Raw genomic sequence first — 22,522 nt, 5'->3', positions numbered from 1 at the left:
ATCTTTTAAACAATTTCTTTTTCTTTAAACATTCTCCAAATGATATCAAAAACACCTATGATGCCGACGATTTTTCCTTGAGCATCAACCACTGGCAGGCGATCGCGTTTATGCCGACGCATAGCAGCATAAGCATCATTAAGAAGACTCTGATCTTTTATTGATATAACATTAGTGTCCATAATGTCATCAACAATCAACAAATCGCCCATAGCCGGGACCGGATCTAAGTCAAAAACGTCTTCATCGATCTCCATAAACGGGATATTTCGAAATAGTTTTGCCTGGGCTGGCCTGAGAAGATCAAGCATATTCTCCGGGTAAACAACACCAATCAACTCATCCTGGTCATTGACAACCGGAATTAAAGGATGGGTATGAAACTCCTTAAATAGATTAAGAAGTTTCCGCAGAGACATTGAACGTTTAACTTTTATAATATCTTTTTTAACGATTTCGGACACTTTTATTTCCATAATAGCTCCCTATCTCTTTAAGCTAACTTAGCTAAATTTAAACTCTCTCGAATTTCTTAATCGTTGCAATAACTTCTTTCGGATTTTTGGCTAAAATAAGTTCTTCGCGAAAAGAATTATTCATCAACAATTTAGAAAGCTCAGCTAAAATTCTCAAATAAAGATTTAATTCACTCGGATCTGCCCCCATCAGAAAAACCAAATTGACTTTGTCTCCATCTAAAGCTGAAAAATCAATTCCCGCTTCAGACTTTCCAAAACCAATGATAAAGCCTTTAACCGAACTGGTACGAGCATGAGGAATAGCAACCTTTTTGCCAATGCCAGTAGAACCAAGCTCTTCTCTTTCAACAACATCATTGACGAATTTTTCTTTATCAATGAGCTTGCCACTTGCCGCTAGCTTGTCAGCTATTTCAGTAATTACGCTTTTTTTATCCTGAGACACTAACCCGATTAAACAATATTGCTCTTTTAAATAGTTAGAAACAACCATACCATTGACCTCCTTTAAAAATGTAGCAAAATTTAAGCCGCATAGACCTTTATATTCTTTATTAACCCATAACAAAGAAGCCGATCCCCTTCTTTAATTAAATCCTGAGCATGAGGAAAGGAAATAAGCCTATTTTTTCTCTCGATAGACAAAACTAAAATATCTTTCTTAATGAACCCGGCTTCAGCTAAACTGAGGCCATTTTCCTTGCTGCCCTCAACCACGGTAAGCTGAGCCAAACCATAACCCTTAGGAAGATGAAATAATTCTTCTAAAGTCTTTTGCTGGGTAATCCCCCGGGCCACAATTCTTTTTTCAATAAACTTATTTAAGGCCCGGCTAAAAGACTTTAAGCTAGTTAGCTTATAAAGAATAAAAATAAATATGAGAAGTATTATCGCCTTCCAAACATCAGTAACAACATCACCTTTACCGAAGGAAAAAAATAAACCGGCAATAACCGATACGATTCCAACCTTACCAAGAATCATAAGAACTGAAATAGTCTTTCTGCGCATCTGGTCTTCTAAAATCGTTTCAGCCTCCTTAGTAGTAAATCCAGTTCCAGTAAAAGCCGAAATCGCCTGAAAGCGAGCAGTTTTTTCATCCATCCCAGTAAGCTTTAAAACCGCGGTCGCTATTCGAACAACCAAGAAAAATATTACAATAATTATTATAACTGGTAAGACAGCCGAAATAATTTCCATTTCTTTGCCCCAATAAAATTAACTATTTTTTATTCTTATTTTTACTATATAAATTATACGCCAGTAGTGAACTTTGAGCAATGAATTTCTTAGCCTTGCGATAATCTTTCTCGCCTTCAACCAATACACATATTATGTAATCCCCGGCCGGAGAGAAAACAATACCAGCATCATGGACAACTCCCCGTTCTAGCCCAGTCTTATGAGCAACAATAGCCTCGTCTGGTAAATAGCGCGGGATGCGATCGTTAACCTTCTGATTTTTTAAAAGATCCATCGCTATATCAGAAAACTCCCTATTGACTAATTTTCGATCATAAATCTTCTCTAAAATAAGTCCGATATCGGCAGCGCTGGTATAATTTTCAACACCCTGAGATCGCCTTGAAAAATCCATCATCTTTCGACTTAAGCTTGTGCTAGTTAAATTTAGCTCCTTAAAAATTGTGTTGATATAATCAGCACCCAAAAGATTAATCACCTTATTAGTAGCAGTGTTGTCGCTTATGCTAATCATAAATTCAAGCAATTCAACAAAAGTCAAACTATATGGCAAGCTCATTGCCTTTAATTTTCCCGAACCGCCGGTAATATCTTTTTTTTCAATTACAACTGTCTGATCGAGAGTCACCTTTCCTTCAGCTGTGGCCCGAAAAGCTACAGCTAAAATTGGCACTTTTAGTAGACTTGCCGCTGGAATACTTTCGCTAACTCGATAGCTTAAATTAACCCTAGGAAAAGCTAAATCCTTAATAAACAATGAATAGTTAATGCTTGATTTTTCTGCCTCTTGAGCTATCGCCTCTCTTATCTCATAAAATAACTTTTGTTTTTGAGATAATTTAAAGCCAAAAAATAAAGCCAAGAAAAGAAAAATAACAAGAATGATCCCGACGATGAAAAGATTATTTTTTCTCATCTTTTTAAAAATTTTATCTTTAAAGGTTTCTTTCACTGGGTTCTGTTTTCCAGTGATGTGAGGCGACGATAATTGCGAAGAATAAAGTGTAGATAAGCCAATCTCTGCCAATTAAAACGATTGCTAGACGAGAATATCCTCCATAGGGCGTACTAAACTCTTCGACCAAAGCTGAAACAAAAATTATAAGCAAAATTAACGGTATCACAAATTTTACACAAATATCCCACCAACCGCGCAAACGCCAACTACTATAATGGTTTATGTGTCCCCTCAGCTTGTTTGATTTATAAATCCAACCAAGTAATATACACTCAAAGATTGCCGCAGCCACTAATCCATACTGAGTAAGGAAATGATCTACAATATCTAACCAATAAAGCCCACCTTGGGTTGCGAAAACTACACCCCCTAAAAATCCCAATATTGACAAAGCTGAGACAACACTTTTACGTGAGTAATGAAACTTATCGACTAAGCCTGAGGTAAAAGCTTCGACTATCGAAATTGAGGATGACAATCCGGCAATAACTAAACTTCCAAAGAAGACAATTCCAAAAAACTTAGCAAGGTACGGCAAAAGGCTTATCGCCTTAGGGAAGGCTACAAAGGCCAAGCCAATTGACTCAGATACTACCTCGCTAATTGGCTGACCGGTAGTATGAGCCATATAACCCAAAACTGCAAATACACCAAACCCGGCAAACAAAGAAAATAAAGAGTTTACGCCACTAATAATTAAAGCGTCTCTGACAATTTCACTCTTCTTAGGAAGATATGATGCATACGCAATCATAATCCCGAAACCTAAACTCAAAGTAAAAAATATCTGGCTAAAAGCATCCATCCAAACTTTTACATCGCTAAGTCTACTAAAATCAGGAGTAAGATAAACCATCACCCCGGCCCTTGCTCCCGGCAGGTGCAAACCCCAAAAAACAATAATTGCTGTTAAAAAAAATAAAAGGGGCATAAATATCTTATTGGCCCGCTCTAAGCCCTTTTGTACCCCGCGAAACAAAATAAGCCAACTAAAAAACCAGACCAAAAGTAAAGAAAATACAATCGGTGTGCGTAGCTGGCCGATATCAAAAGGGCCACTACTAACCATTAGGAACTTTTTAAAAAAGAAAACATTCGGGTCAGGTGCCCAGTTTAGTTTAAAGGAAAAAAATAGAAAACTTAAACACCAAGATATGACAACTGAATAATAAAGAACGATGCCAAACATTACAAAAATTACCTGCCACCAACCAAGCCACTCCCATTTTTTAGAAACACTAGCGAATGAGGCCGGGGCTGAACCACGCATCTTATGACCAAGGCCGATTTCCAAAACCATCAAAGGAATACCGACAATCAATAATGCAATTAAATAAGGTATTAGGAAGGCTCCTCCACCATTCTTATAACAAAGGTAAGAAAAACGCCAAATATTACCTAAGCCAATGGCTGAGCCTACAGCAGCCAAAAGAAATCCGATATGGGTTTTCCACTGGGGCCGATGATGGGCTAGAGTTTGATTCTTCATTTTAGTTGCTAAGCTTCACTACTATATCATCACAAGTGTACCACTCACCGTCTGGACCAAACGAACCCAAAACTGGGGGCTTACAGGGTCCAGCTGGGCCACATTCATCTTCACATAACAATCGTGCTGGATCAGCTGAAGCACACTCAGTATAAATATTAAACACACAACCACCAGCACAGTTAATCGTACAAACTGTATAATCACCATCATAGATATAAGCCTCTTGCCAAACATCAATAAGGTTACCACCCTCAACATAAGGTCCGTCCCAAGCCTCCACATTACTTGCAGTCCATTCGCAAGGCGCATCACCAGAACCACCAGCATGCCACACTCTCGCTACAGGCTTATCTAGCAAACCTACACCCTCATCATTTAACCTCATCTCAAGCTCAGTAGTTACAAAAGCAGCACAACCACGAGTGAACCTCCCTGTATCAGCATACAAAGCGGTTATCGCAGTCTTTATGGCTTTCAAATCAGCTATTGTCTTAGCATTTCTGGCTTTTTCAATTGCTTTGAAAGCATTAGGGGCGATGATAGCAGCTAAAATAGCGATAATCGCGATGACTACAATTAGTTCAATTAGAGTAAAACCTTTACGCATATACCCTCCCTTAATTGATATTTATTTTAGCACCCCTAACTACGATTTTCAAACTATTTCTGACTCAAAATACTAAAGTTATTGGCTATAGCTACATATTCTTTCAAAGATAAATCTTCAGCCCTTAGATTTGGGTTTATCTTAAGGCTTAGAAGAACCTTCTCTGGTTCGTCTATCGCTAAAGAGTTAATAATCTTTTTGCGGCGTTGGGAGAAAGCCTTGGTAATAAGATCAAAAAGAAACTTTTCATCTTTAGCTTTATAGAGAGGTTTCTTATAAAACTCTAACCTAATAAAAGAAGAGTCTACCTTCGGCTTAGGGCAAAAACTCTCAGCCGATATATCAAATATTTTCTTGATTTTCGCATAATACTGGATGCGACAGCTAAGAATACCGTAAAAGCTTGAAGAAGGTTTAGCGAGAAGTTTCTGAACAAACTCCTTCTGGAAAGTAAGGTAAGCTTGCTTGATTTGACTACGATAGCTTATAAGGTATTCAATTATATCTGAACTTATCTGATAAGGAACATTACCAAAAACAACTATTTTTCCGCCTACCTTAGAAAGTGGAAACTTAAGTACATCTGCCGCAACGACTTCGGTATTTAACTTTTGAGCAAATTTATCGCTTAGAACTTTATAAAAACGGGGATCGATCTCTACACAGATAAATTTTTTAGCCCTTTGAGCAAGATGCTCGCTAATGCACCCTGAACCAGGGCCAATCTCAAAAACAGTTTTACCATCGATATCTAAAACGCTTACCATTTTCTCAATACACTTCTTATCGTTTAAGAATACCTGGCTTAAAGAACGCTTTTGTTTCATGGGGTGAGTTTTAAAGCTAATTTGATAGCTTCAAACATTGAGGAATGAAATGGAGTTTTTTTCTGTTTTGTAAGATCATAAGCTACGCCGTGAGCCGGAGAGGTTCTCACGATCGGTAAACCCAAAGTAAGATTTACCCCCTCCCTCATCGCTAGCAACTTAAAAGGAATCATTGCCTGATCATGGTAAACACAAACAATACAATCATATTTATTTAGACTATCTTTAGTAAATAAAGTATCCGACGGGTATGGGCCGGAAATCTTCTTTCTAAATTTAGCAATACCGAAAGCTATCTTCTTTTCCTCCTTTCCGAAAAAAGTATCAACTCCGGCATGAGGGTTAAAAGAAGCAAAGGCTATGTTTGGTTTTTTTAGTTTAAACTGACCTTGAAGTGAAGAATAGACTAAGCTGAGAGTTTTTTTAATCTCTTCTGGTCTCAATAAAGAATTCACCTTACTTAAATCAATGTGCCGAGTTAGGAGAACTATCTTTAGCTGAGCTGAAACCATCATCATCTCAATCTGTGGGACCCTAAAATAATTCTTTAAGTACTCAGTATGACCACTAAACTGCCTATAGATTAACTGTACGGCTTCTTTAGATAAGGGGGCGGTAACTAACCGCCTAATATCCTTGCTATCAACTAGCTCTAAGGCCTCATTAAGATAGCTTAAGGCGGCTCGTCCAGATGAAATTGACGGTTTTCCTTTTTTTAGTTTTTTGATTCCGGGAGTATTAAGATCAATAAAATTAATACGTTTTTTTACCCTTTTATATACCGGAAACTGCTCGAAAATTTTATTATCACCAGTAACAAAAAAATCAATATCCTTGTTTTTGAGCTGCTCAATAGCCTTTAAGGTAATTAGCGGCCCACAACCAGCTGGATCTCCGGAGGCAATTACGACTCTCTTTTTACTCATTATAAATTTTTATTACCGACATCTCTTTCAACTCTTTAACCCACTCACTAAATTTTTGTTTGAATTTCTGATCCCAAAGATAACCACGAATTGCCTCTTGGGCCTCAGAAAGAGTAAGCTCTCTAGGGTCTATTTTGCTCTCCATGTAAACTAAATAATAAGTCTCTTCCATTTTAGCCACTTCACTTTGACCACCTTTAAGTTTCTCAAGAATGCCGACTATCTGAGGTTTCAACTCATCTTCAGCCGACTCCATCCTTATCAACTCATCCTGATAGTCACCGAGAGCCTTAGCTATGCCCTCAGTTTTAATTTTATCAACTATCTGATTAAGACTACCCTCATCTTTAGAGGTAGCGATATAAAAAATGTATCCTGCCGGAGAAAGCATTTGGCTCTTATTCTCAGAGTAATAACTATTTAACTCTTGTGGCGATATAGCAATTGAAGACTTTACCTGCATCTGTATAAGTTCACGCATTAAGTACTGCTCTCTTATTTTTTCCTTTAATTTGGTAACTGTAAGTCCTCGTTCTTCTAAAGATTCCTCAAAAACCTCACGCGAAGGATGAGATTTAATAATCTCATTAAGACGATCCTCAACCAAAGCCCGAGGGATTTCCATCTTTATTCTTTTTGCCTCATCAAGAATAAGCTTATCTTCAATTAACCTACTAAGAGCTATTTTCCGAAACTCAACATCTTCGGAAGGAATATTATCCCGAGAATCACTTAATTTAAACTGCAAAACCTTGCAATACTCATCCAAATCTCGAGAGGTTATTACTTGCTTATTGACCTTAGCGATTATCTTAGCTACCGCCTCAGCGTTTACTCTTAAAGTTAAGCCAAATAAACAAACAGAACCAATAACCAACCCAAGAATTAAATACTTCTTATTAGTTTTTCTAAACACTATCATCCTCCTTTAATGAGATCAACATTTTTTCATAATTCAACTAACGAATCTTTTCAAGATTCAAGTTGCAGTGAAGCCTCCCCGGCCTAAAGGCCAAGGCTTCCTCCCGAGCAGAAATCCTAAAAGAGCATTCATCCCTCGGGCTAAAGCCCGGGGATTTCTGCGAGGGATTAAAAAATGTTAGATCGAATTATCTAACTCATACCTATCTTAAACGCTTCTTTTAAATATTCAATCTCTTTTTTAAGCATTCGACAATATAGGTCAAAACCAACCATCCAAATAAATCCGTGCTGCTGGCGACCTAAAATATTTCCGGCACCTCGAAGCTCCAAATCTCGCATTGCTATCTCAAAACCAGCTCCAAGATGAGAAAATTCCTCAATCATCTTAAGACGTTTAATCGCATCAGAAGATACACTATGTTTAGGCGGAATAACCAAATAACAATAAGCTTGAACATTATGCCTGCCAACTCTACCCCGCAGCTGATGCAAATCAGCCAAACCAAATCTATAAGCATCGTTGATAATAATTGTATTGGCCGTAGGAATATCTATCCCCGATTCAACGATTGCCGTCGACAGCAAACAATCTATCTTTTGATTAATAAATTCAAGCATCACTTCCTCTATTTCTTTAGTAGGAAGCCTTCCATGAATAACCTCCATCCTTAACTCTTTAGGTAAAACCTTTCTTAGAGCGTTCTCGATGCGATCTATGGTTTCGATACGATTATGAATGAGAAAAACCTGGCCACCACGCTTTGCCTCCCGAACAATTATATCTTTTAAATGTTCAGGATTAAAAGATATCATTTCAGTTTTAATCGCCAAGCGCTGTTTAGGTGGTGTTTTTATTAAGGATATATTTTTTAAACCGACTAAACTCATATAAAGAGTACGTGGTATTGGTGTTGCGGTAAGACTAAGAATATCTATACGCACTCTCAGTTTTTTTATCTTGTCCTTATGGGTCACCCCAAACTTATGCTCCTCATCGATAATCAAAAGACCCAAATCCTTAAAATCGACATCGCCGGATAAAAGACGATGAGTACCGACAATAATATCGATCTTACCCTCTTTTAATTTAGTTAAAATATTTTTTTGCTCGGAGCCTGAACGAAACCGAGAAAGCATTTCAACGTAAAAAGGAAAACCAGACAATCTTTTTGTTAAATTTATATAATGCTGATACGCAAGAATTGTAGTCGGAACTAAAAAAGCCACCTGCCGACCACAACTAGCCGCCTTAAAAGCTGCTCGCATTGCAACTTCAGTTTTACCATAACCGACATCACCACAAATTATTCGATCCATACAACCAGTCCGCTGCATATCATTCTTTGTATCAATCGTGGCTTTAGCTTGATCAAGCGTCTCTCGATAAGGAAAACCCTGTTCAAACTTTTTCTGCCAGGAATCATCCTCAGCATATTTAAACCCGCCGATTATTTTTCTTTGAGCCTCCATGCGCAAAATTGATACAGCAAAATGCTTGATACCCTTTTCAACCTTCTCTTTAAGGCGCGGCCAATCTCGGCTACCAAGACGGGTGAGCCGTGGCCGGTTTAAGTTAAAATTAGAATATTTCTGAATAAGGTGAGCTTCTTCTCTAGACACATAAAGCTTATCTTTATTTTCGTATTCAATCTCAAAATAATAATCTTCCTTATTCCTTACAATTAACTTATTTAAACCGCAAAATACACCTATCCCATAACGGCTATGAACTACGTAATCACCTTTTTTAATTTGTAATACCGCTGAAATTGGCGAATCTTCGGAAATGTAGCGTTTACGCTTCTTTAGGCAAGGGATCAAAAAAAGAAAATCATAATCAAGAATTTTCTTATTAAAAGACTTATCAAAAGAAAAAATTTTGTTAATCGTCTCGAATTCCCATTCAACTCTTAAAGGGTAGCTAAAATTAGCTGGAAAAATCTCTAAGGTATCACCACGGATAGAAAAATCTCCTTCTTGAGCTACCTGGTCGAAACGTCGATAACCCAAAGAAAGTAGTTTTTTAGTTATTTCTTGAAGCGAAATTCGCTTGTGAGGATAGATCTTGAATGTTTCAAGCACGAGTCTTTCTAAAAAGAAGCACTAAGGGGGAGGCAATATAAACCGAAGAGTAAGTACCGGCAACGATTCCGATTAAAAGAGCAAAGGAAAACCCTTTAAGCGCCTCTCCACCGAGTATATATATCGACACAACCACCATGAGTGTAGTGAGCGATGTGATTATCGTTCGGGACAAGGTACTATTTATGGCTAAATTAATAACTTCGCCCAATGAGCTTCGCTTAAAGCGTGGTTCGATTTCACGTATTCGATCATAAATTACAATCGTATCGTTTATCGAATAACCGGCGATTGTAAGTAAAGCAGTAACAACCAAAAGATCAACCTTGAAGCCGACAAAACAAAGTATACCCAAAGTTATAAAAACATCGTGGAAAAGAGCAATTACCGCAGCTAAAGCAAAATCAAAGTGTTTGAAACGAAAAGCTATATAAACAAGTATCCCTAAAAGAGAAAGCAAAATCGCCAGATAAGCCTTCTGCCTTAGAATCTTACCAACAGTCGGACCAATGGTCGTGACTCTAAGTTCATCAACCTGATCAAAATTGTCTTTTAAGGTTTTCTCTAGCTCATAGCCGATATCATCCTTACTCTTAATTATAACTCCTCCCGGAATATCGCTAAACTCCTGAATTACTAAATCAACAAAACCCTTACCTTTTAATATTTGGCGGACATCTTCAGTGTCGGCAGGCGGTGTAATCTTGTACTCAAGAACTTGCCCGCCCTCAAAATCGATACCGTAAACCTTATCTTGATTAGAATAAAAATAAAACATTCCTAAAAATACAGCGATTAAAGAAGCGATACTGCAAATACCTCTTAATTTAACAAAATTAATCTTCGGAGAGCCAATAAGTGAAAGCATCGGAAACTTTTTTAAACGTCTATCCAAAAGCACTGAAAAAATTGTTCTTCCGACAAATACAGAAGTAAAGATACTGGCAACTATACCTAAAGAAAGTGTAGTAGCAAAACCCTTTATCGGTCCAGTTCCATAATAAAACAAAAAGAAGGCTGCGATCAAGGTGGTTATGTTAGCATCAACTATAGTACGCTTGGCTTTATTAAAACCATTCTTAACCGCCAAACCCAAAGGTTTATGTAGGCTGAGCTCCTCACGAATTCTTTCAAAAATTAAAACATTGGCGTCAACGGCCATACCTAAGGTTAGAATCATGCCGGCGATACCGGGAAGGGTAAGAGTTCCTTTAAAAAGATGTAAACCACCGAGAATAAATAGCAAGTCTAGAGCAAGACAAAAAATAGTTATAAAGCCGCCAAAAAGATAATAAATAACTACAAAAACAACTACTAAAAGCGCCCCAAGAAGAATTGAAGATACCCCTCTACGTATTGAATCAGAACCAAGAAGTGGACCTACGCTTCTTTCTTCCTCTACGGTTAAAGGAATAGGCAACGCACCAGAGTTTAATACCGAAACAATTAATCGGGCTTCATCTACCGAAAAATCTCCAGAAATCTGCGCTTCACCGCTCAATATCGGTTCACGGATTACCGGAGCACTTTTGACTACTCCATCTAAAACAATTGCCAAGCGCTCCCCAACATTTTGTTCAGTCGCCTCAGCAAAAGCCTTAGTACCTTCTGAAGTGAACTTCAAACGTACCTCAGCTAATCCATAAGAATCAAATCCAACAAAACTCTCAGAAAGATCAGAGCCAACCAAGGCTGCCTCTTGCTTAAGCAAAAGACGGGTATCATCATATTTCTTTAATTCATAGCCTTCGGGTACTTCGCCGCCTAAAGCACTGGTAACTTTTTCTTCATCATCTTCAACTATTTTAAACTCCAATTTCCCGACCTGCTTTAACTTGTCTACCATTTCACGATTAACTAAACCGGGAACCTGAACTAAAATAGAGTTTAAGCCTTGAACCTGGATCGAAGTCTCCTTGACTCCGAAGCTATCAATTCGGTTACGGATCTTCTCAACCGCCGCACTTATTGCATTAGCCTTCTTATCAGTAGCTAGACCCGAGGTATCGGCCCGCAAAAGAACATACATACCACCTTTTAAATCAAGACCAAGATTTATCTTTTTCTCTAAAGGAAAAACATAAAAAAAGCTCCAAACCACCAAACCAACGATTAGAGCTAGCCTTAATTTTAGGTCTGCTTTTTTTATCATTAACGCACCTTTTTTACTTGAGCAACTGCTATCTTATCGATCTCTACTTTAGCATTTTCATCAATCCGCACACCAAGAGTTTTATCTTTCACCTGAACAATTGTTCCGTGAATTCCTCCGGCAGTAATTATTTCATCATTCTTTTTCAAATTCTTAACCATCTCTTGGTGATCCTTTTGCTTTTTCTGTTGCGGCTTAATGATCAAAAAGTAAAAAATCCCAAAGATCACTAAAAGTGGTATAAAATTAACAATTCCAGCATTAGCTTGCATTTTACCCTCCTAAATTACTTTTTATCTATCTTCTTATATTTTTTATACAGTGAAGCCACAGTCTCTGTAGGCTGAGCTCCTTTCTTAAACCAAGCGTCATACTTATCGATATCCACCTTAAGTAGCTTCTCTGCCGGATTATAGTAACCGAGTTCGGCCTTAAAGCCTGCATCACGAGCCCTGCCTCGCTCAATAACTACTATTTTGTAATGACGCTTACCTTTAACTGATTTCCCTGGCCTCTGTAATCTTATTCTAAGCATATTTCTCCTACCTCCTATCCGCTAAGCTCAAGTGCCAATATTTGAGCTTTAGCTTTATTAACAATTTCCTTATACTCTTTGGCTGGTACTGAATCAGCCACAATCCCTGCCCCAGCCTGAATATAGGCTTTTTGGCCTTTAAAAACAATAGTGCGGATTATTATACAGGTATCTAGGCTTTTTGTGAAGGAAAAATATCCTACACATCCAGCATAGATTCCTCGCCGATCAGGCTCAAGTTCATTGATGATCTGCATCGCTCGAACCTTTGGCGCTCCACTCACTGTGCCGGCCGGAAAGCAACTTATCAAAGATGAAAAAATATCTTCATCTTTTTTAAGCTTGGCCCGAACTTCACTAACAATATGCATAACATGTGAAAACCGCTCAACCTGCATGAATCGTGAAACATCAACTGTTGCTCTTTGAGCTACCCGACCTAGATCATTTCGCGCCAAATCCACCAACATAATGTGCTCGGCCTTTTCCTTAGGGTCAGCCAAAAGCGATTTCTCAAGGCACTCATCCTCATTGCGATTGCGACCTCTTTTTCGAGTACCAGCAATCGGATGGGTAAAAAGAGTTTTCTTCTCGCAACGCAAAAGCATCTCCGGCGATGAACCGCACAATTTCACCTTAGCGAAATTTAAATAAAACATATAAGGCGACGGATTAAGTTTTCTCAACTGACGATAAGCACTAAAAGTATCTCCCTTAAAAGGCACCGAAAATCTTTGTGAAAGAACGGTCTGGATTATCTCTCCCGATTTTATATAATCTTTTGCTTTTTTAACTCCATTCAAAAAATTTTCCTGTCTAAAATTAGACTTAAGTTTTAATTTTAAGGCTGTGGTTGCCAATTTTGGCAACTCTCGACAATTAGCTATTTTCTTGTATAAATCCTGGAGAACTTTCTTTTCCTTTTCATAAACCTTAACCAAATTATTTTTTGCGCTAATCGACACAAAAGAAAGTATCTCTATCTGAGACTTTAGGTGATCAAAAATAATCAAAAATTTAGGAAGAATTAAATAAGTATCATAATCTTTAAGCAAGTCAGGCAAGTTTTTCCCAATCGGCTCATAAAAACGGACTAAGTCATAACCAAGATAACCAACAAACCCACCAAAAAAACGTAAATTCTCCTTAGGGGCAACTTTAAAAGTGCTCATTATTCGTTTAAGCTCATAACAAGGGTCTTTTTTAGTTTTAAAGCTACGGGTTTTGCCTTTAGTTATATATATTGTTTTTCCTTTGCTTTTAAAGGTACAAATTGGCTCAAAACCCAAAAATGAATAACGACAAACCTTTCCCTGGCCTTCCACTGATTCCAAAAGAAAGCTTTCGCCTTTAATTTTTCTAGCTAAACTATGATAGACCGATAGCGGCGTCAGCCGACCAGTAGAAAACTTCTCGGAAAAAACAATAAGATTGTTTTCCTTAGCGAATCTCTTAAACTGCTTTAAAGTTGGACTTATCCTCATAATTTATCGCTAAAAATAAACCTATATCTTTCGGTAAAAACAACTCCAGGAACCTGTATGGCAAGCCACGCCGTGCTGCTCTACTTTTATTAAAAGAGCGTCTTTATCACAATCATAATAAACACCTTTAACTTTCTGAATATGCCCGCTAGTCTCCCCCTTTCTCCAAAGGACTTTTCGTGAACGAGAGTAAAAACAGGTTCTTTTTTCTTTTAAGGTAATTTTCAAAGACTCCTTGTTCATATAAGCAACCATTAAAACATCGCCGCTTTTTTTATCCTGAACAATTGCCGGAATTAACCCATTCTTATCAAATTTAAGACTCGGAATTATCAAGCGTTTGCTTTTGGTTTTTCGGCTTTTTACTCTAGCTTTTTTTATCATACTCTCACCGTCACCCCTTTTTTTTGCAAATATTTTTTAATTTCGCCGATTTCAATCTCTCTATAGTGAAATATTGAAGCTGCCAGCCCAGCAGTAGCCTTAGTCTTTTCAAAAACTTCAAAAAAATCTTTAAGTCTACCAGCGCCACCAGAAGCAATCACCGGGATATTCACGCTTTCGGATACTGCCTTAGTTAAAACTATATCAAAGCCTTCCTTAGTCCCGTCAAAATCCATGCTGGTAAGAAGAATTTCACCGGCTCCCAATCTTTCGACCTTTTTCGCCCACCTTAAAACATCTAAACCGGTCGGAGTCCGACCACCATTCACATAGACTTCCCACTTATTAGTTTTTGAATTTAGCTTTGCATCGATAGCCACAACAATACATTGACCCCCAAAAACTCCACTAGCATCACTAATAATCTGAGGATTTTTAACTGCCGCGGTATTCAAAGATACTTTTTCTGCTCCAGCTAAAAGAAGTTTACGGATATCGCTAACAGTTCTTACCCCACCACCGACGGTAAAAGGCATAAACACAACCTCAGCCACCCGACGAACCAATTCTACGGTAGTTGATCGTTTCTCAGGACTTGCGGTAATGTCCAAAAATACCAACTCATCAGCTCCCTCTTTCTCGTAAATATGGGCATTCTCTACCGGGTCTCCAGCATCGCGTAGGTTAATAAAATTAACCCCTTTTACGACTCGGCCATCCTTTATATCAAGACAGGGAATGATCCTTTTTGCTAACATAAGCTAAAATTATACCACAACTCCTAAAAAATCAAAACAAGTTAGAAAATAAACCCATTTATGGTATAATAACTCAATGGAAAAGGTAATCTTGCTTATCTCTATAACTGTTATTTTAGTTGGTTGCGGACCAAGCCGTATACATGATGACTATCGCCTAAAAGGACTAACTAAGGGCCAACGGGTAAAGAATAACCTCATTCATGCAGAAAGAGGTAAAGAACTGAAGAAAATCTTTACCAAGATAATGGATCCTGGGTGGTAACCGCCAAGTATGGTACGCCTAATCTTACTCTTCTTAACCCTCACATTTCTATTCGGATGTAAGTCTCAAAAAAGCCCTTATACTGAAGAATCTCAATTCCTAAAAAGCTATTACAAGCAAGGCAAGCTCAGTAAATATCAATACAAAAAACTCCGCTCCAGATCAAAACAAAAACAACAATTTAACTAAGATAATCTTCTCACTAAAACAACCTATCCCCTGGAAGCGTTTCCAAAGTTAACCTCCCAAACCCTTGAAACTCAACGTTTAACATTGTATAAATGAAGTAGGAGGATCCACCAGCCACGGGAGAGGTTTTCCAAAAAAGAGAGGTAGAAACCTCTCTTTTTTTATTATCTTATGCTTTCAATTTTATAATTATTAAGTTATAATGGATATATTCAGGAGTGGTTGTGGCAGGTAAAGGCTTACTACCTCTCCCGTGGTTGGTGGAGTGCCTCCTGCTGCAGCCAAAATTTATCCTTATGTATGGTAAAAAAGGTTTTGCTAGCCTAATCAGCATTGTTGTAACTTTCACGATTATCTCCGCTCTCATCCTCCTTATCATGAATAAGCTCTATCTCAGGAAAGATTTTTTTAACAAAAATGACGAAGCCAACCCTTCAGCTGAGAACATCGGTTCCTCAGAATATCAGACATTACTCAAACGTAGTGAAAATACCGCAGAATCCCTCAATAAAAAGTTTCAAGACCAGCAAAAGGTATTAAACCGCTGGTAAAAATTATTTCTTATCTCAATAGGTTAGCTCAAAATTTAGCAATTATCCCTTATTTTACAGGCAAAATTTACCTGTAAACGCTTCAAGCTAGAGGCTCTCCTTTCCCTTAAAAATCATCAACTTATATGTTATGGTTAAGGTGAGGCCAAAAGGATTAAGGCCAAAACATGGAGGCAACCATGAGAGTTAATGAAAGAAAACACTTCAGACTTAAAGCAAAATTAAACGTATTTCGCTGTCCGGTTAAATACCTATTTGAGCACAATGCCTTGAGTGAGGATATTTCCGAAGACGGGATATGCTTAATGACCCCTTATAAGTTAGACATAGGTGAGAGAATGGACCTAAGCATATATGTTCCTGAGAAAAAAGAACCTATCATCGCTACTGCCGAGGTAGTAAGGAGAAACGAGACTAACGATCGCAACTATCCTTATTTGATAGGCATGAAATTTCGAAAGATCAGCCAGGATTCAAAAAAACAGATTCTGGATCATATCCGATTTTATCTTTTGAAAGAATAACTAAGAAATAACTTTCTACTCTATAGATCCCGCCTGTAAAAGGGCGGGATTTTTTATGACTAGTTGTGAATCCGATTAAAAATAGACCAGCCGTTATCAACAACTTCATAATAAAAAAATACTATAAAATTAAATCACCTGTTATCTTATTGATATGCTAATAATGATTCGTACAGCAATACCAACAAATAGCACCATTAATATTAATTTCCAATACCACCTACCTCCTAGATTCTTATCTTGCCACCAAGTGGACATTTTACTTCCTCTGCTTTTTCAATAGCTTTAAACGCATTAGGGGCGATGATTGCTGCAATAATAGCAATGACTACTATTGGTTCGATGAGGGTGAATGATTTTTTCATAGGGTACCTCCTCTGCTTAAAATTATATCACGAAACTATAAGTTAACAGTTTGCTTCTACTTTCTCATATAACTTTTCAATAACGAATCTTTCTCAAAAATCTCCCCTGAATCATATACATATATGCCCAAAACCAAATAAAAGGACGTAGCAAATCGCATAATCTTAAAATTTTTGAAAAAAATTTATTTCTTTGAAAAAGATATACATTAAACATATTTTTAACCATAGATCTCATTTTAGAATTAGACAATTTTAAAGGATGGTATAAGTCCAACTCTCCTCTGTAGAATATTTTTGCTTTTAGGTCATAAGGAATAAATGACAAAGGAAATGTCACTCTGTCATGACCCTTGAAAACTGTAATTTGTGCCTTATCTTCGATTGCGTATAGGCCAGTAGGCACCGCTATTTCAGTAAACACCCTGTTGGAAAAATATATATCAAACAAGGAAGCAAAATCATTTATCCGTCTTTTGGGCAAATAAAAACAATCAGCAGGTCCACAAATCACAGCATCTTCAGACCCAAATGACGATTTAAGCCTTTCACGGTATCTACGCGGGATTTGCAAGAAAGCTTTACCATAAGCAGAGATACCGCATGGCTCATTCAGCCAAAACCATGTGCTTTCTTTATAATCATGGCGATTAACTTTAGAATGAAACGGCTGCAACCATACTTTAGTCTTGTCTTTATTTATGAATTGCCATATATTCATGATACAATCATCATTAACAAATATATATCCATTGTAATCTGGAAATTTTTTAATTGCGTCTAATATCACTGCATAACTAAAATAGCCACGATGGTGGCATAATTGATTTACTTCGAACCCCTGCTTCCGCTCTGGCCCGTAAAAAACTACATCAACAAAATTGCTATACAAATCTTTTAAAAATTCTATATTGTCGTAGTGCACTTCGTTGAAATTTATACAACAAAGTATGCCGGAAAGTGAATTATTGATTTTTGTATCGTTGCTATTCTTCACTTAAATCTCCTCTGATAAACCTCATATGCTGCGCATGTCTGTTCAGGCCAGAAGTCTTCTTTCTTATACGTTCCATTGCCTATAGCTCTTACGATATCTATATTGCTCATATATCCCTTAAACTCATCCTCCATATCTATAGTTAAGTTGTGTGTGTTTCTAGCCTGATAAACAGACGGCTTGCAATATATAACATTATATCCCAGCGATGCTAAGTGATAAGAGATCCCTATATCACTCTGTCTTCCAAGTGGCGTAATATGTGGAAGAAAAAAACAATATGGAAGGACATCTTTCGCAATAAATGTATTTTGCGAATTAAAAGGAGACGGCTTGTTAGACGCTATAGGAAAATACTGTTCTTCGAAGCTAACCTCCGATTTATAAATCATTCGGCATATAGCATCTATATCCGGATCACCGTTCCAAAAATCTGCTTGGATATCTACTTTTATTTTCTTTTTTATTTTTTTACTATAATCCCTTTTATTTATTAGCTGAATAGGAAAACCTCTATGCCATAAGTAAGGGTGATTAGTAGCGCCTACAGGGTCAAAAGCCTCGAGGTCAGATTCATAGTAATTAGCCTCTACAACTTTTCCTATAAAAATGTCTTTTCCCCATGTATTATACGGAATATTGTCATCATCCACACATGCAATAACATCCGCACCCATGTCTTTTGCTAATAGATGGCCGAAATTTCTCCTCGCGTGGGTATTCCAGCCAATTAAATCAGAAAGCTCTTGATCATATTTTTCTTGCTCCTGGGGAGAGAAATACATACCATTTTCTAATTTATAACTTTCTGGAGTTTTTAAGTCTCCTACTACAATAAGCGTCCATTCCTTCAAACTATCAAATTTTTCAATAGCTTCTGTAGGGTTTTGTATTGTTGTCGCAACGATTACTTTTTTCATCTTTTACTCCCTTTATGTACTGCTTCTAGAACTAAGCATATTATATCATCAGCTGACTCTTATGCCACCTCAAAATATAGCCTGGCCTCATCCTTAAAGATAGAAAACTAATTCGTATGGGATTTACTAAAATTCTGAAGAAAAAATGAAAACAAATAGCCCCAACCTCCCGCCTGCATCTGCCTTTGGCGGATTCGGCGGGATTCCGCCGAGGACTTTAGTCCGCAGGCGGAAGGATTCATTCGTACGCCTTCGGCGTACTCATGGACTCGAGAGGTAAAAACCTAAATAATTGCGAGTTCGAACCGGTGTCTCATGACTAAGAACCATGCGTCCTATTAAAACTATTATGGCTCAAGTAGTTAAGCGTAAGATGTCAACCAAACTGTCAACCATCTTGGTAAAAAGTGGTCAAACGGAAAGGAAATAGTCGGTTTTGGGTTGATTGGGATTGGAAAAGTGGTTAATTATCTATTTATTTTTCACTAATTGAGTGTCATTTTTACTATAATATCATCACAACCATAACCGCTTTTGTCAGGGCCAAATGATTGTATTACTGGAAAGCCACAGTTAAAGGCGCCGCCGCATACCTCTAGACAAGTTTGAGCTACCGGAGCGTCACCGCAATTAGTTATTGGCCCGTCTCCAGCTGGGCTTAAATATCCATTTATGCAATAATAATAATCAGGGTCATAATGATATGCTGAATGCCAAACATCCTTTACTTGCCCGCTTTCAAGGTAAGGACCATCCCAAGAATTGACATTAGCTTGGGTCCACTCACAAGTGCCGCCGGTAGCGCCAGTAAAAATTCCAACCGGAGGTTCGGATACCAACCCTGCCTGTGCCGTATCTAAATTAACTTCAGGGTCATTGACGGTAAAGGCAATACAGCCGCTGGGAAATTTTCCAGTATCAGCATACATAGCCCCAATGGCAGTTTTTATGGCTTTTAGATCAGCAATGGTTTTTGTAATTTTAGCTTTCTCAATGGCACGAAAGGCATTGGGAGCAATGATTGCAGCAAGGATAGCAATGATAGCTATGACTACAATTAGTTCAATGAGAGTAAATGATTTTTTCATAGTAGTTATTTCTCTTATCAATGCAAATCAGGCCTTTACTGTCCTCCTTCGATGATAATTGCATTCATGAAACCACCGGCATATGAGCTGACCCAACGAACCCTGCCCGAAGAAGGGTTACCGTCATCTAAACTAACATCTATCTTTGTCGCTGACTTTTGAGGAACGCATGAAATACTTGCACCGCAAGTATCAGTATTCGCAGGCACTACACCCCAATAAGACCACCCCACCCAGTGGTCCCAATCATAATTTTCATGAACCGTATCAGCACCATAGACAAATTCACAATGCCAAGGTGGATTTGGCCAACTTTCTAAATAGGGTCCATCCCAGCCTGCTGGTTGCCCTACTCCAGTAATGAAAAACTGCAGCTCTTCATCAGTAAACCAACTAACCCCATCTGGTGGCCACTGCCCAGTATCCCCATAATAACCTACAGCAGCTGTTTTAAATGTCTTTAAATCTGATACCACCTGAGCCACCTTCGCCTTCTCAATAGCCCGAAAAGCATTCGGGGCAATAATTGCGGCAAGGATAGCTATAATAGCGATGACTACTATAAGTTCGATTAGAGTGAATGATTTTTTCATGGGATGCCTCCCCCTATAAAACGTCTTCTCCAATCATGAAATGATAAAAACCTTCCCAAGTATCACCCGAGTTAGCCCAAAGGAACTTTCTAAAATTTCCGGCGGTTGATTGGTCAAAACGTAAATCATTGTCGCCTTCAATTTTACCATTAATTATCTCCGCTAATTCTTCACTCAAAGGGCAATTCCTGTTAGATAGCACTGAATTAAGTGACCCATAACAAATGCTAGTAATAACAAGAGTAAGATCGCCGGCACTAGATCCAGTTTGAGGAAAACCATTGTAACGTTTATACATAGCATAAGTTCCACCCCAAGCGGATTTAGATGATCGGCGATCAAGATACGGTCCGTCCCAACCAGAAATTGTATTTCCTACTCCATCATCATTATCAAACAAGCTGCTATTTAAACCAGCAGGGGTTCTCGGCCAAATTAATCCATTATCAAGATAAACCCACTGAGCAATAGGTCCAATTCCGCCAGAGCCTGGCCATCGACCAGTATCAGAATACAAAGAATGTGCAGCAGTTTTGAAAACCCTTAATTCGGCTATAGTTTTTGCAATCTTTGCCTTCTCAATAGCTTTAAAAGCATTAGGAGCAATAATGGCAGCTAAAATTGCAATAATTGCAATGACCACTATTAGTTCGATTAGGGTAAATCCTTTTCTCATAGTTAAATTATACCACTACAGGGGGGGATTCAATAGGGAGAAATAAAAACAGTAGCCCCAACCGGATTCGAACCGGTGTCTCATGGCTGAGAACCATGTGTCCTAGGCCGGACTAGACGATGGGGCCAAATAAATTATAATAATTCTATCTACAAAATCATATCTGTCAACTCAATATTTTAATAAGAAACTGGCGAGATTTTAATATTCAAGGGTTGTCCGATGACTTTTTGACTTCTTTTGCTCATCCTCAGTAGAACGCTGGACAACAAAATAGCCACCACTAAAGTTACCAGAATTGCCTGGTAGCGAATGATAAGGATAAAGAGTCTCGCTCGGTTTACGCGTGATTTTCTTAGGAAAGAAGGGTGGCTTAGTTTTTGCCTGCTTATATTGCTCAATCAAACCATAGGCAACGTTTATCTTCTCAAGCAAAAGATCATCTTTGTTAGCTAAAGCGCCCAATTCCGCTTCAGTTAGATATCTTCTTGCGGTATTAAAGTCATGACCCTCAATGGAAGCAAGAGCCATATTATAATAAATTAAAGGATTTTCCTTATCAAGGTCTGCGGCTGCTTTGAGAATTTCAACTGCTGAATCATATTTTTCTACCTTGCGATAAGCTTGATTAAGGCCCAAGTAAGCCTTAGTAAAACCAGGATCAACTTCAATTGCCTTATTCAAATAAATAATTGCATTATGGAAGGCATTTTCTCGCGAGTAAATAAGTGCCAGCTCATAGTAGACATTAGCATCATTGGGATTTAAAAATATACTCTCCTTCATTAAAACAATGGCCCGACTTAGTTCTTGATTAGCTAAAGCTACCTGAGCATCACCAAAAAGACTCTTGGCTAAAGAAACTCGATCAATATTTTGAGTACCCTGAATATTTCTTAAAAATTGTCTTACCTCTAAGCTCGTAGCCTGATCACCATTTTTATCAAACATCTCAGCAGCCATAAATATATTCACGAAAGCCTTTTCATTCTGGCCCAATCGATAATAGCTAACTCCTAAATAATATCTAGCTTGGGCAAAGTCAGAAAACTCAGCCAAAGCTTTCTCAAGGTAAAAGATTGCCTGATGGTAATCCTCTTTTAAAAAATTACACTTTCCTAAATTATAAAAAAGAATTTCGATCTGCTGATAATCCTGACTAACAAGCCCTTCTGCATCTTTTAAAATTCTCAAAGCGCTGTCGAGATCCTCTTGACGCATATGAGCAGTTCCTAAATTTATATAAGCATCGGGATTTTGAGGATACAGATGTATCGCCTTCCAGAATAGTTCTTTTGCTTCACGATAGAGACCTTGATCTAGATAATGATTACCATTTTCTAAGTACTGTTTATAAAGAATTGAAGAAGCGGGGTATTGGGAGACCTTATCGGCAACCGGAGAAAATATCGGCTCATCAAGGAAATCTTGAGCGCATAAATTAAAACTTAAAAACAAAAAAAATGATAATAAACCTAAACTTTTTATTTGAGCTCTTTTATCCATCAATAGAAATTATATAGTAAATTAACCAACTAGTCAA

Annotated in this window: 26 protein-coding genes and 1 tRNA gene; 3 read left to right on the top strand and 24 right to left on the bottom strand. The window is 37.9% G+C overall.

The genetic code is table 11. From position 1 onward, the window contains the following. Positions 1 to 5: 5 nt before the first annotated feature. The 16 genes from K9L86_01405 to hisF form a co-directional block, all read right to left on the bottom strand. Positions 6 to 476 carry a CBS domain-containing protein gene (locus tag K9L86_01405; GenBank protein MCF7907525.1) on the bottom strand — a complete coding sequence of 157 codons (471 nt, stop codon included), beginning with the start codon at positions 474 to 476 and terminating at the stop codon, positions 6 to 8. Between the two features lie 37 nt (positions 477 to 513). After that, positions 514 to 972 carry a PTS sugar transporter subunit IIA gene (locus K9L86_01400; protein MCF7907524.1) on the bottom strand — a complete coding sequence of 153 codons (459 nt, stop codon included), beginning with the start codon at positions 970 to 972 and terminating at the stop codon, positions 514 to 516. A gap of 32 nt (positions 973 to 1,004) precedes the next feature. After that, the gene (locus K9L86_01395; protein ID MCF7907523.1) at positions 1,005 to 1,679 is read right to left on the bottom strand and encodes a hypothetical protein; all 675 of its coding nucleotides are present in this window, start codon (positions 1,677 to 1,679) and stop codon (positions 1,005 to 1,007) included. Between the two features lie 22 nt (positions 1,680 to 1,701). Next, the gene (locus K9L86_01390; GenBank protein MCF7907522.1) at positions 1,702 to 2,598 is read right to left on the bottom strand and encodes a class A beta-lactamase-related serine hydrolase; all 897 of its coding nucleotides are present in this window, start codon (positions 2,596 to 2,598) and stop codon (positions 1,702 to 1,704) included. Between the two features lie 19 nt (positions 2,599 to 2,617). Then, the gene (locus tag K9L86_01385) at positions 2,618 to 4,129 is read right to left on the bottom strand and encodes a sodium-dependent transporter (GenBank protein ID MCF7907521.1); all 1,512 of its coding nucleotides are present in this window, start codon (positions 4,127 to 4,129) and stop codon (positions 2,618 to 2,620) included. Between the two features lies 1 nt (position 4,130). Then, a complete protein-coding gene (locus tag K9L86_01380) occupies positions 4,131 to 4,739 on the bottom strand; it encodes a type II secretion system protein GspG (GenBank protein ID MCF7907520.1) in 609 nt (202 codons plus the stop codon). Between the two features lie 53 nt (positions 4,740 to 4,792). Next, complete coding sequence (rsmA, locus tag K9L86_01375; GenBank protein MCF7907519.1) at positions 4,793 to 5,566, bottom strand: 16S rRNA (adenine(1518)-N(6)/adenine(1519)-N(6))-dimethyltransferase RsmA; 774 nt, start codon at positions 5,564 to 5,566, stop codon at positions 4,793 to 4,795. Next, positions 5,563 to 6,492, bottom strand: coding sequence for a 4-hydroxythreonine-4-phosphate dehydrogenase PdxA (locus K9L86_01370; GenBank protein ID MCF7907518.1), 930 nt, complete (start codon positions 6,490 to 6,492; stop codon positions 5,563 to 5,565). The genes rsmA and K9L86_01370 overlap by 4 nt, the downstream gene beginning before the upstream one ends. Beyond that, positions 6,485 to 7,408, bottom strand: coding sequence for a SurA N-terminal domain-containing protein (locus K9L86_01365; GenBank protein ID MCF7907517.1), 924 nt, complete (start codon positions 7,406 to 7,408; stop codon positions 6,485 to 6,487). The genes K9L86_01370 and K9L86_01365 overlap by 8 nt, the downstream gene beginning before the upstream one ends. A 197-nt stretch (positions 7,409 to 7,605) precedes the next feature. Continuing rightward, positions 7,606 to 9,498, bottom strand: a complete 1,893-nt coding sequence (locus K9L86_01360; protein MCF7907516.1) for a DEAD/DEAH box helicase — start codon at positions 9,496 to 9,498, stop codon at positions 7,606 to 7,608. After that, on the bottom strand, positions 9,491 to 11,650 hold the full coding sequence (gene secD, locus K9L86_01355) for a protein translocase subunit SecD (protein MCF7907515.1): 2,160 nt from the start codon (positions 11,648 to 11,650) through the stop codon (positions 9,491 to 9,493). The genes K9L86_01360 and secD overlap by 8 nt, the downstream gene beginning before the upstream one ends. Then, on the bottom strand, positions 11,650 to 11,922 hold the full coding sequence (gene yajC / locus K9L86_01350) for a preprotein translocase subunit YajC (GenBank protein ID MCF7907514.1): 273 nt from the start codon (positions 11,920 to 11,922) through the stop codon (positions 11,650 to 11,652). The genes secD and yajC overlap by 1 nt, the downstream gene beginning before the upstream one ends. Before the next feature lie 14 nt (positions 11,923 to 11,936). Next, positions 11,937 to 12,185: a 30S ribosomal protein S16 gene (gene rpsP / locus K9L86_01345; GenBank protein ID MCF7907513.1), complete on the bottom strand. Its 249-nt coding sequence runs from the start codon at positions 12,183 to 12,185 to the stop codon at positions 11,937 to 11,939. Positions 12,186 to 12,199: 14 nt separating this feature from the next. Continuing rightward, positions 12,200 to 13,669 carry an anthranilate synthase component I gene (trpE, locus tag K9L86_01340; protein ID MCF7907512.1) on the bottom strand — a complete coding sequence of 490 codons (1,470 nt, stop codon included), beginning with the start codon at positions 13,667 to 13,669 and terminating at the stop codon, positions 12,200 to 12,202. Between the two features lie 21 nt (positions 13,670 to 13,690). After that, entirely contained in the window at positions 13,691 to 14,053 is a 363-nt protein-coding gene (gene hisI, locus K9L86_01335) for a phosphoribosyl-AMP cyclohydrolase (GenBank protein MCF7907511.1), read from the bottom strand. Beyond that, the gene (gene hisF / locus K9L86_01330; protein MCF7907510.1) at positions 14,050 to 14,811 is read right to left on the bottom strand and encodes an imidazole glycerol phosphate synthase subunit HisF; all 762 of its coding nucleotides are present in this window, start codon (positions 14,809 to 14,811) and stop codon (positions 14,050 to 14,052) included. Before hisF ends, hisI begins: the two co-directional genes overlap by 4 nt. 76 nt (positions 14,812 to 14,887) lie before the next feature. On the opposite strand from hisF, the gene K9L86_01325 reads away from it, so the two are divergent. The 3 genes from K9L86_01325 to K9L86_01315 all read left to right on the top strand — a co-directional run bounded on the left by K9L86_01325 (position 14,888) and on the right by K9L86_01315 (position 16,340). Then, complete coding sequence (locus K9L86_01325; GenBank protein ID MCF7907509.1) at positions 14,888 to 15,076, top strand: hypothetical protein; 189 nt, start codon at positions 14,888 to 14,890, stop codon at positions 15,074 to 15,076. Positions 15,077 to 15,489: 413 nt separating this feature from the next. Next, entirely contained in the window at positions 15,490 to 15,816 is a 327-nt protein-coding gene (locus K9L86_01320) for a hypothetical protein (protein ID MCF7907508.1), read from the top strand. A gap of 179 nt (positions 15,817 to 15,995) precedes the next feature. After that, positions 15,996 to 16,340 (top strand): PilZ domain-containing protein, encoded by a 345-nt coding sequence (locus K9L86_01315; protein MCF7907507.1) that lies wholly within the window; start codon positions 15,996 to 15,998, stop codon positions 16,338 to 16,340. 227 nt (positions 16,341 to 16,567) lie between these two features. Here the strand turns inward: K9L86_01315 and K9L86_01310 are convergent, their stop codons facing one another. From K9L86_01310 to K9L86_01275, 8 genes are all read right to left on the bottom strand, one after another. Further along, positions 16,568 to 16,705, bottom strand: a complete 138-nt coding sequence (locus K9L86_01310) for a hypothetical protein (GenBank protein ID MCF7907506.1) — start codon at positions 16,703 to 16,705, stop codon at positions 16,568 to 16,570. Between the two features lie 76 nt (positions 16,706 to 16,781). After that, a complete protein-coding gene (locus K9L86_01305; GenBank protein ID MCF7907505.1) occupies positions 16,782 to 17,702 on the bottom strand; it encodes a hypothetical protein in 921 nt (306 codons plus the stop codon). Further along, positions 17,699 to 18,622: a hypothetical protein gene (locus K9L86_01300; protein MCF7907504.1), complete on the bottom strand. Its 924-nt coding sequence runs from the start codon at positions 18,620 to 18,622 to the stop codon at positions 17,699 to 17,701. The genes K9L86_01305 and K9L86_01300 overlap by 4 nt, the downstream gene beginning before the upstream one ends. A gap of 485 nt (positions 18,623 to 19,107) precedes the next feature. Further along, positions 19,108 to 19,710 carry a type II secretion system protein GspG gene (locus K9L86_01295; protein ID MCF7907503.1) on the bottom strand — a complete coding sequence of 201 codons (603 nt, stop codon included), beginning with the start codon at positions 19,708 to 19,710 and terminating at the stop codon, positions 19,108 to 19,110. A 35-nt stretch (positions 19,711 to 19,745) separates the two neighbouring features. Next, complete coding sequence (locus tag K9L86_01290; protein MCF7907502.1) at positions 19,746 to 20,303, bottom strand: type II secretion system protein GspG; 558 nt, start codon at positions 20,301 to 20,303, stop codon at positions 19,746 to 19,748. 13 nt (positions 20,304 to 20,316) lie between these two features. Continuing rightward, the gene (locus tag K9L86_01285) at positions 20,317 to 20,979 is read right to left on the bottom strand and encodes a prepilin-type N-terminal cleavage/methylation domain-containing protein (protein ID MCF7907501.1); all 663 of its coding nucleotides are present in this window, start codon (positions 20,977 to 20,979) and stop codon (positions 20,317 to 20,319) included. 52 nt (positions 20,980 to 21,031) lie between these two features. Then, a tRNA-Glu gene (locus tag K9L86_01280) sits at positions 21,032 to 21,106 on the bottom strand. Positions 21,107 to 21,180: 74 nt separating this feature from the next. Further along, the gene (locus tag K9L86_01275; protein MCF7907500.1) at positions 21,181 to 22,485 is read right to left on the bottom strand and encodes a DUF3808 domain-containing protein; all 1,305 of its coding nucleotides are present in this window, start codon (positions 22,483 to 22,485) and stop codon (positions 21,181 to 21,183) included. Between the last annotated feature and the right edge of the window lie 37 nt (positions 22,486 to 22,522).

The sequence above is a fragment of the Candidatus Omnitrophota bacterium genome, assembly GCA_021735655.1.
GTDB lineage: Bacteria > Omnitrophota > Gorgyraeia > Duberdicusellales > 4484-171 > JAHKAJ01.
The sequence above is the reverse complement of the archived record's forward strand: the minus strand, read 5'-3'. Positions and strand labels throughout refer to the sequence as shown.

Bases quoted from the DNA above. Each gene is read 5' to 3' on its own strand.
- K9L86_01405 (MCF7907525.1), bottom strand. From the start codon at position 476: ATGGAAATAAAAGTGTCCGAAATCGTTAAAAAAGATATTATAAAAGTT.
- K9L86_01400 (MCF7907524.1), bottom strand. From the start codon at position 972: ATGGTTGTTTCTAACTATTTAAAAGAGCAATATTGTTTAATCGGGTTA.
- K9L86_01395 (MCF7907523.1), bottom strand. From the start codon at position 1,679: ATGGAAATTATTTCGGCTGTCTTACCAGTTATAATAATTATTGTAATA.
- K9L86_01390 (MCF7907522.1), bottom strand. From the start codon at position 2,598: ATGAGAAAAAATAATCTTTTCATCGTCGGGATCATTCTTGTTATTTTT.
- K9L86_01385 (MCF7907521.1), bottom strand. From the start codon at position 4,129: ATGAAGAATCAAACTCTAGCCCATCATCGGCCCCAGTGGAAAACCCAT.
- K9L86_01380 (MCF7907520.1), bottom strand. From the start codon at position 4,739: ATGCGTAAAGGTTTTACTCTAATTGAACTAATTGTAGTCATCGCGATT.
- rsmA (MCF7907519.1), bottom strand. From the start codon at position 5,566: ATGAAACAAAAGCGTTCTTTAAGCCAGGTATTCTTAAACGATAAGAAG.
- K9L86_01370 (MCF7907518.1), bottom strand. From the start codon at position 6,492: ATGAGTAAAAAGAGAGTCGTAATTGCCTCCGGAGATCCAGCTGGTTGT.
- secD (MCF7907515.1), bottom strand. From the start codon at position 11,650: ATGATAAAAAAAGCAGACCTAAAATTAAGGCTAGCTCTAATCGTTGGT.
- yajC (MCF7907514.1), bottom strand. From the start codon at position 11,922: ATGCAAGCTAATGCTGGAATTGTTAATTTTATACCACTTTTAGTGATC.
- rpsP (MCF7907513.1), bottom strand. From the start codon at position 12,185: ATGCTTAGAATAAGATTACAGAGGCCAGGGAAATCAGTTAAAGGTAAG.
- trpE (MCF7907512.1), bottom strand. From the start codon at position 13,669: ATGAGGATAAGTCCAACTTTAAAGCAGTTTAAGAGATTCGCTAAGGAA.
- hisI (MCF7907511.1), bottom strand. From the start codon at position 14,053: ATGATAAAAAAAGCTAGAGTAAAAAGCCGAAAAACCAAAAGCAAACGC.
- hisF (MCF7907510.1), bottom strand. From the start codon at position 14,811: ATGTTAGCAAAAAGGATCATTCCCTGTCTTGATATAAAGGATGGCCGA.
- K9L86_01325 (MCF7907509.1), top strand. From the start codon at position 14,888: ATGGAAAAGGTAATCTTGCTTATCTCTATAACTGTTATTTTAGTTGGT.
- K9L86_01315 (MCF7907507.1), top strand. From the start codon at position 15,996: ATGAGAGTTAATGAAAGAAAACACTTCAGACTTAAAGCAAAATTAAAC.
- K9L86_01310 (MCF7907506.1), bottom strand. From the start codon at position 16,705: ATGAAAAAATCATTCACCCTCATCGAACCAATAGTAGTCATTGCTATT.
- K9L86_01300 (MCF7907504.1), bottom strand. From the start codon at position 18,622: ATGAAAAAAGTAATCGTTGCGACAACAATACAAAACCCTACAGAAGCT.
- K9L86_01295 (MCF7907503.1), bottom strand. From the start codon at position 19,710: ATGAAAAAATCATTTACTCTCATTGAACTAATTGTAGTCATAGCTATC.
- K9L86_01290 (MCF7907502.1), bottom strand. From the start codon at position 20,303: ATGAAAAAATCATTCACTCTAATCGAACTTATAGTAGTCATCGCTATT.
- K9L86_01285 (MCF7907501.1), bottom strand. From the start codon at position 20,979: ATGAGAAAAGGATTTACCCTAATCGAACTAATAGTGGTCATTGCAATT.
- K9L86_01275 (MCF7907500.1), bottom strand. From the start codon at position 22,485: ATGGATAAAAGAGCTCAAATAAAAAGTTTAGGTTTATTATCATTTTTT.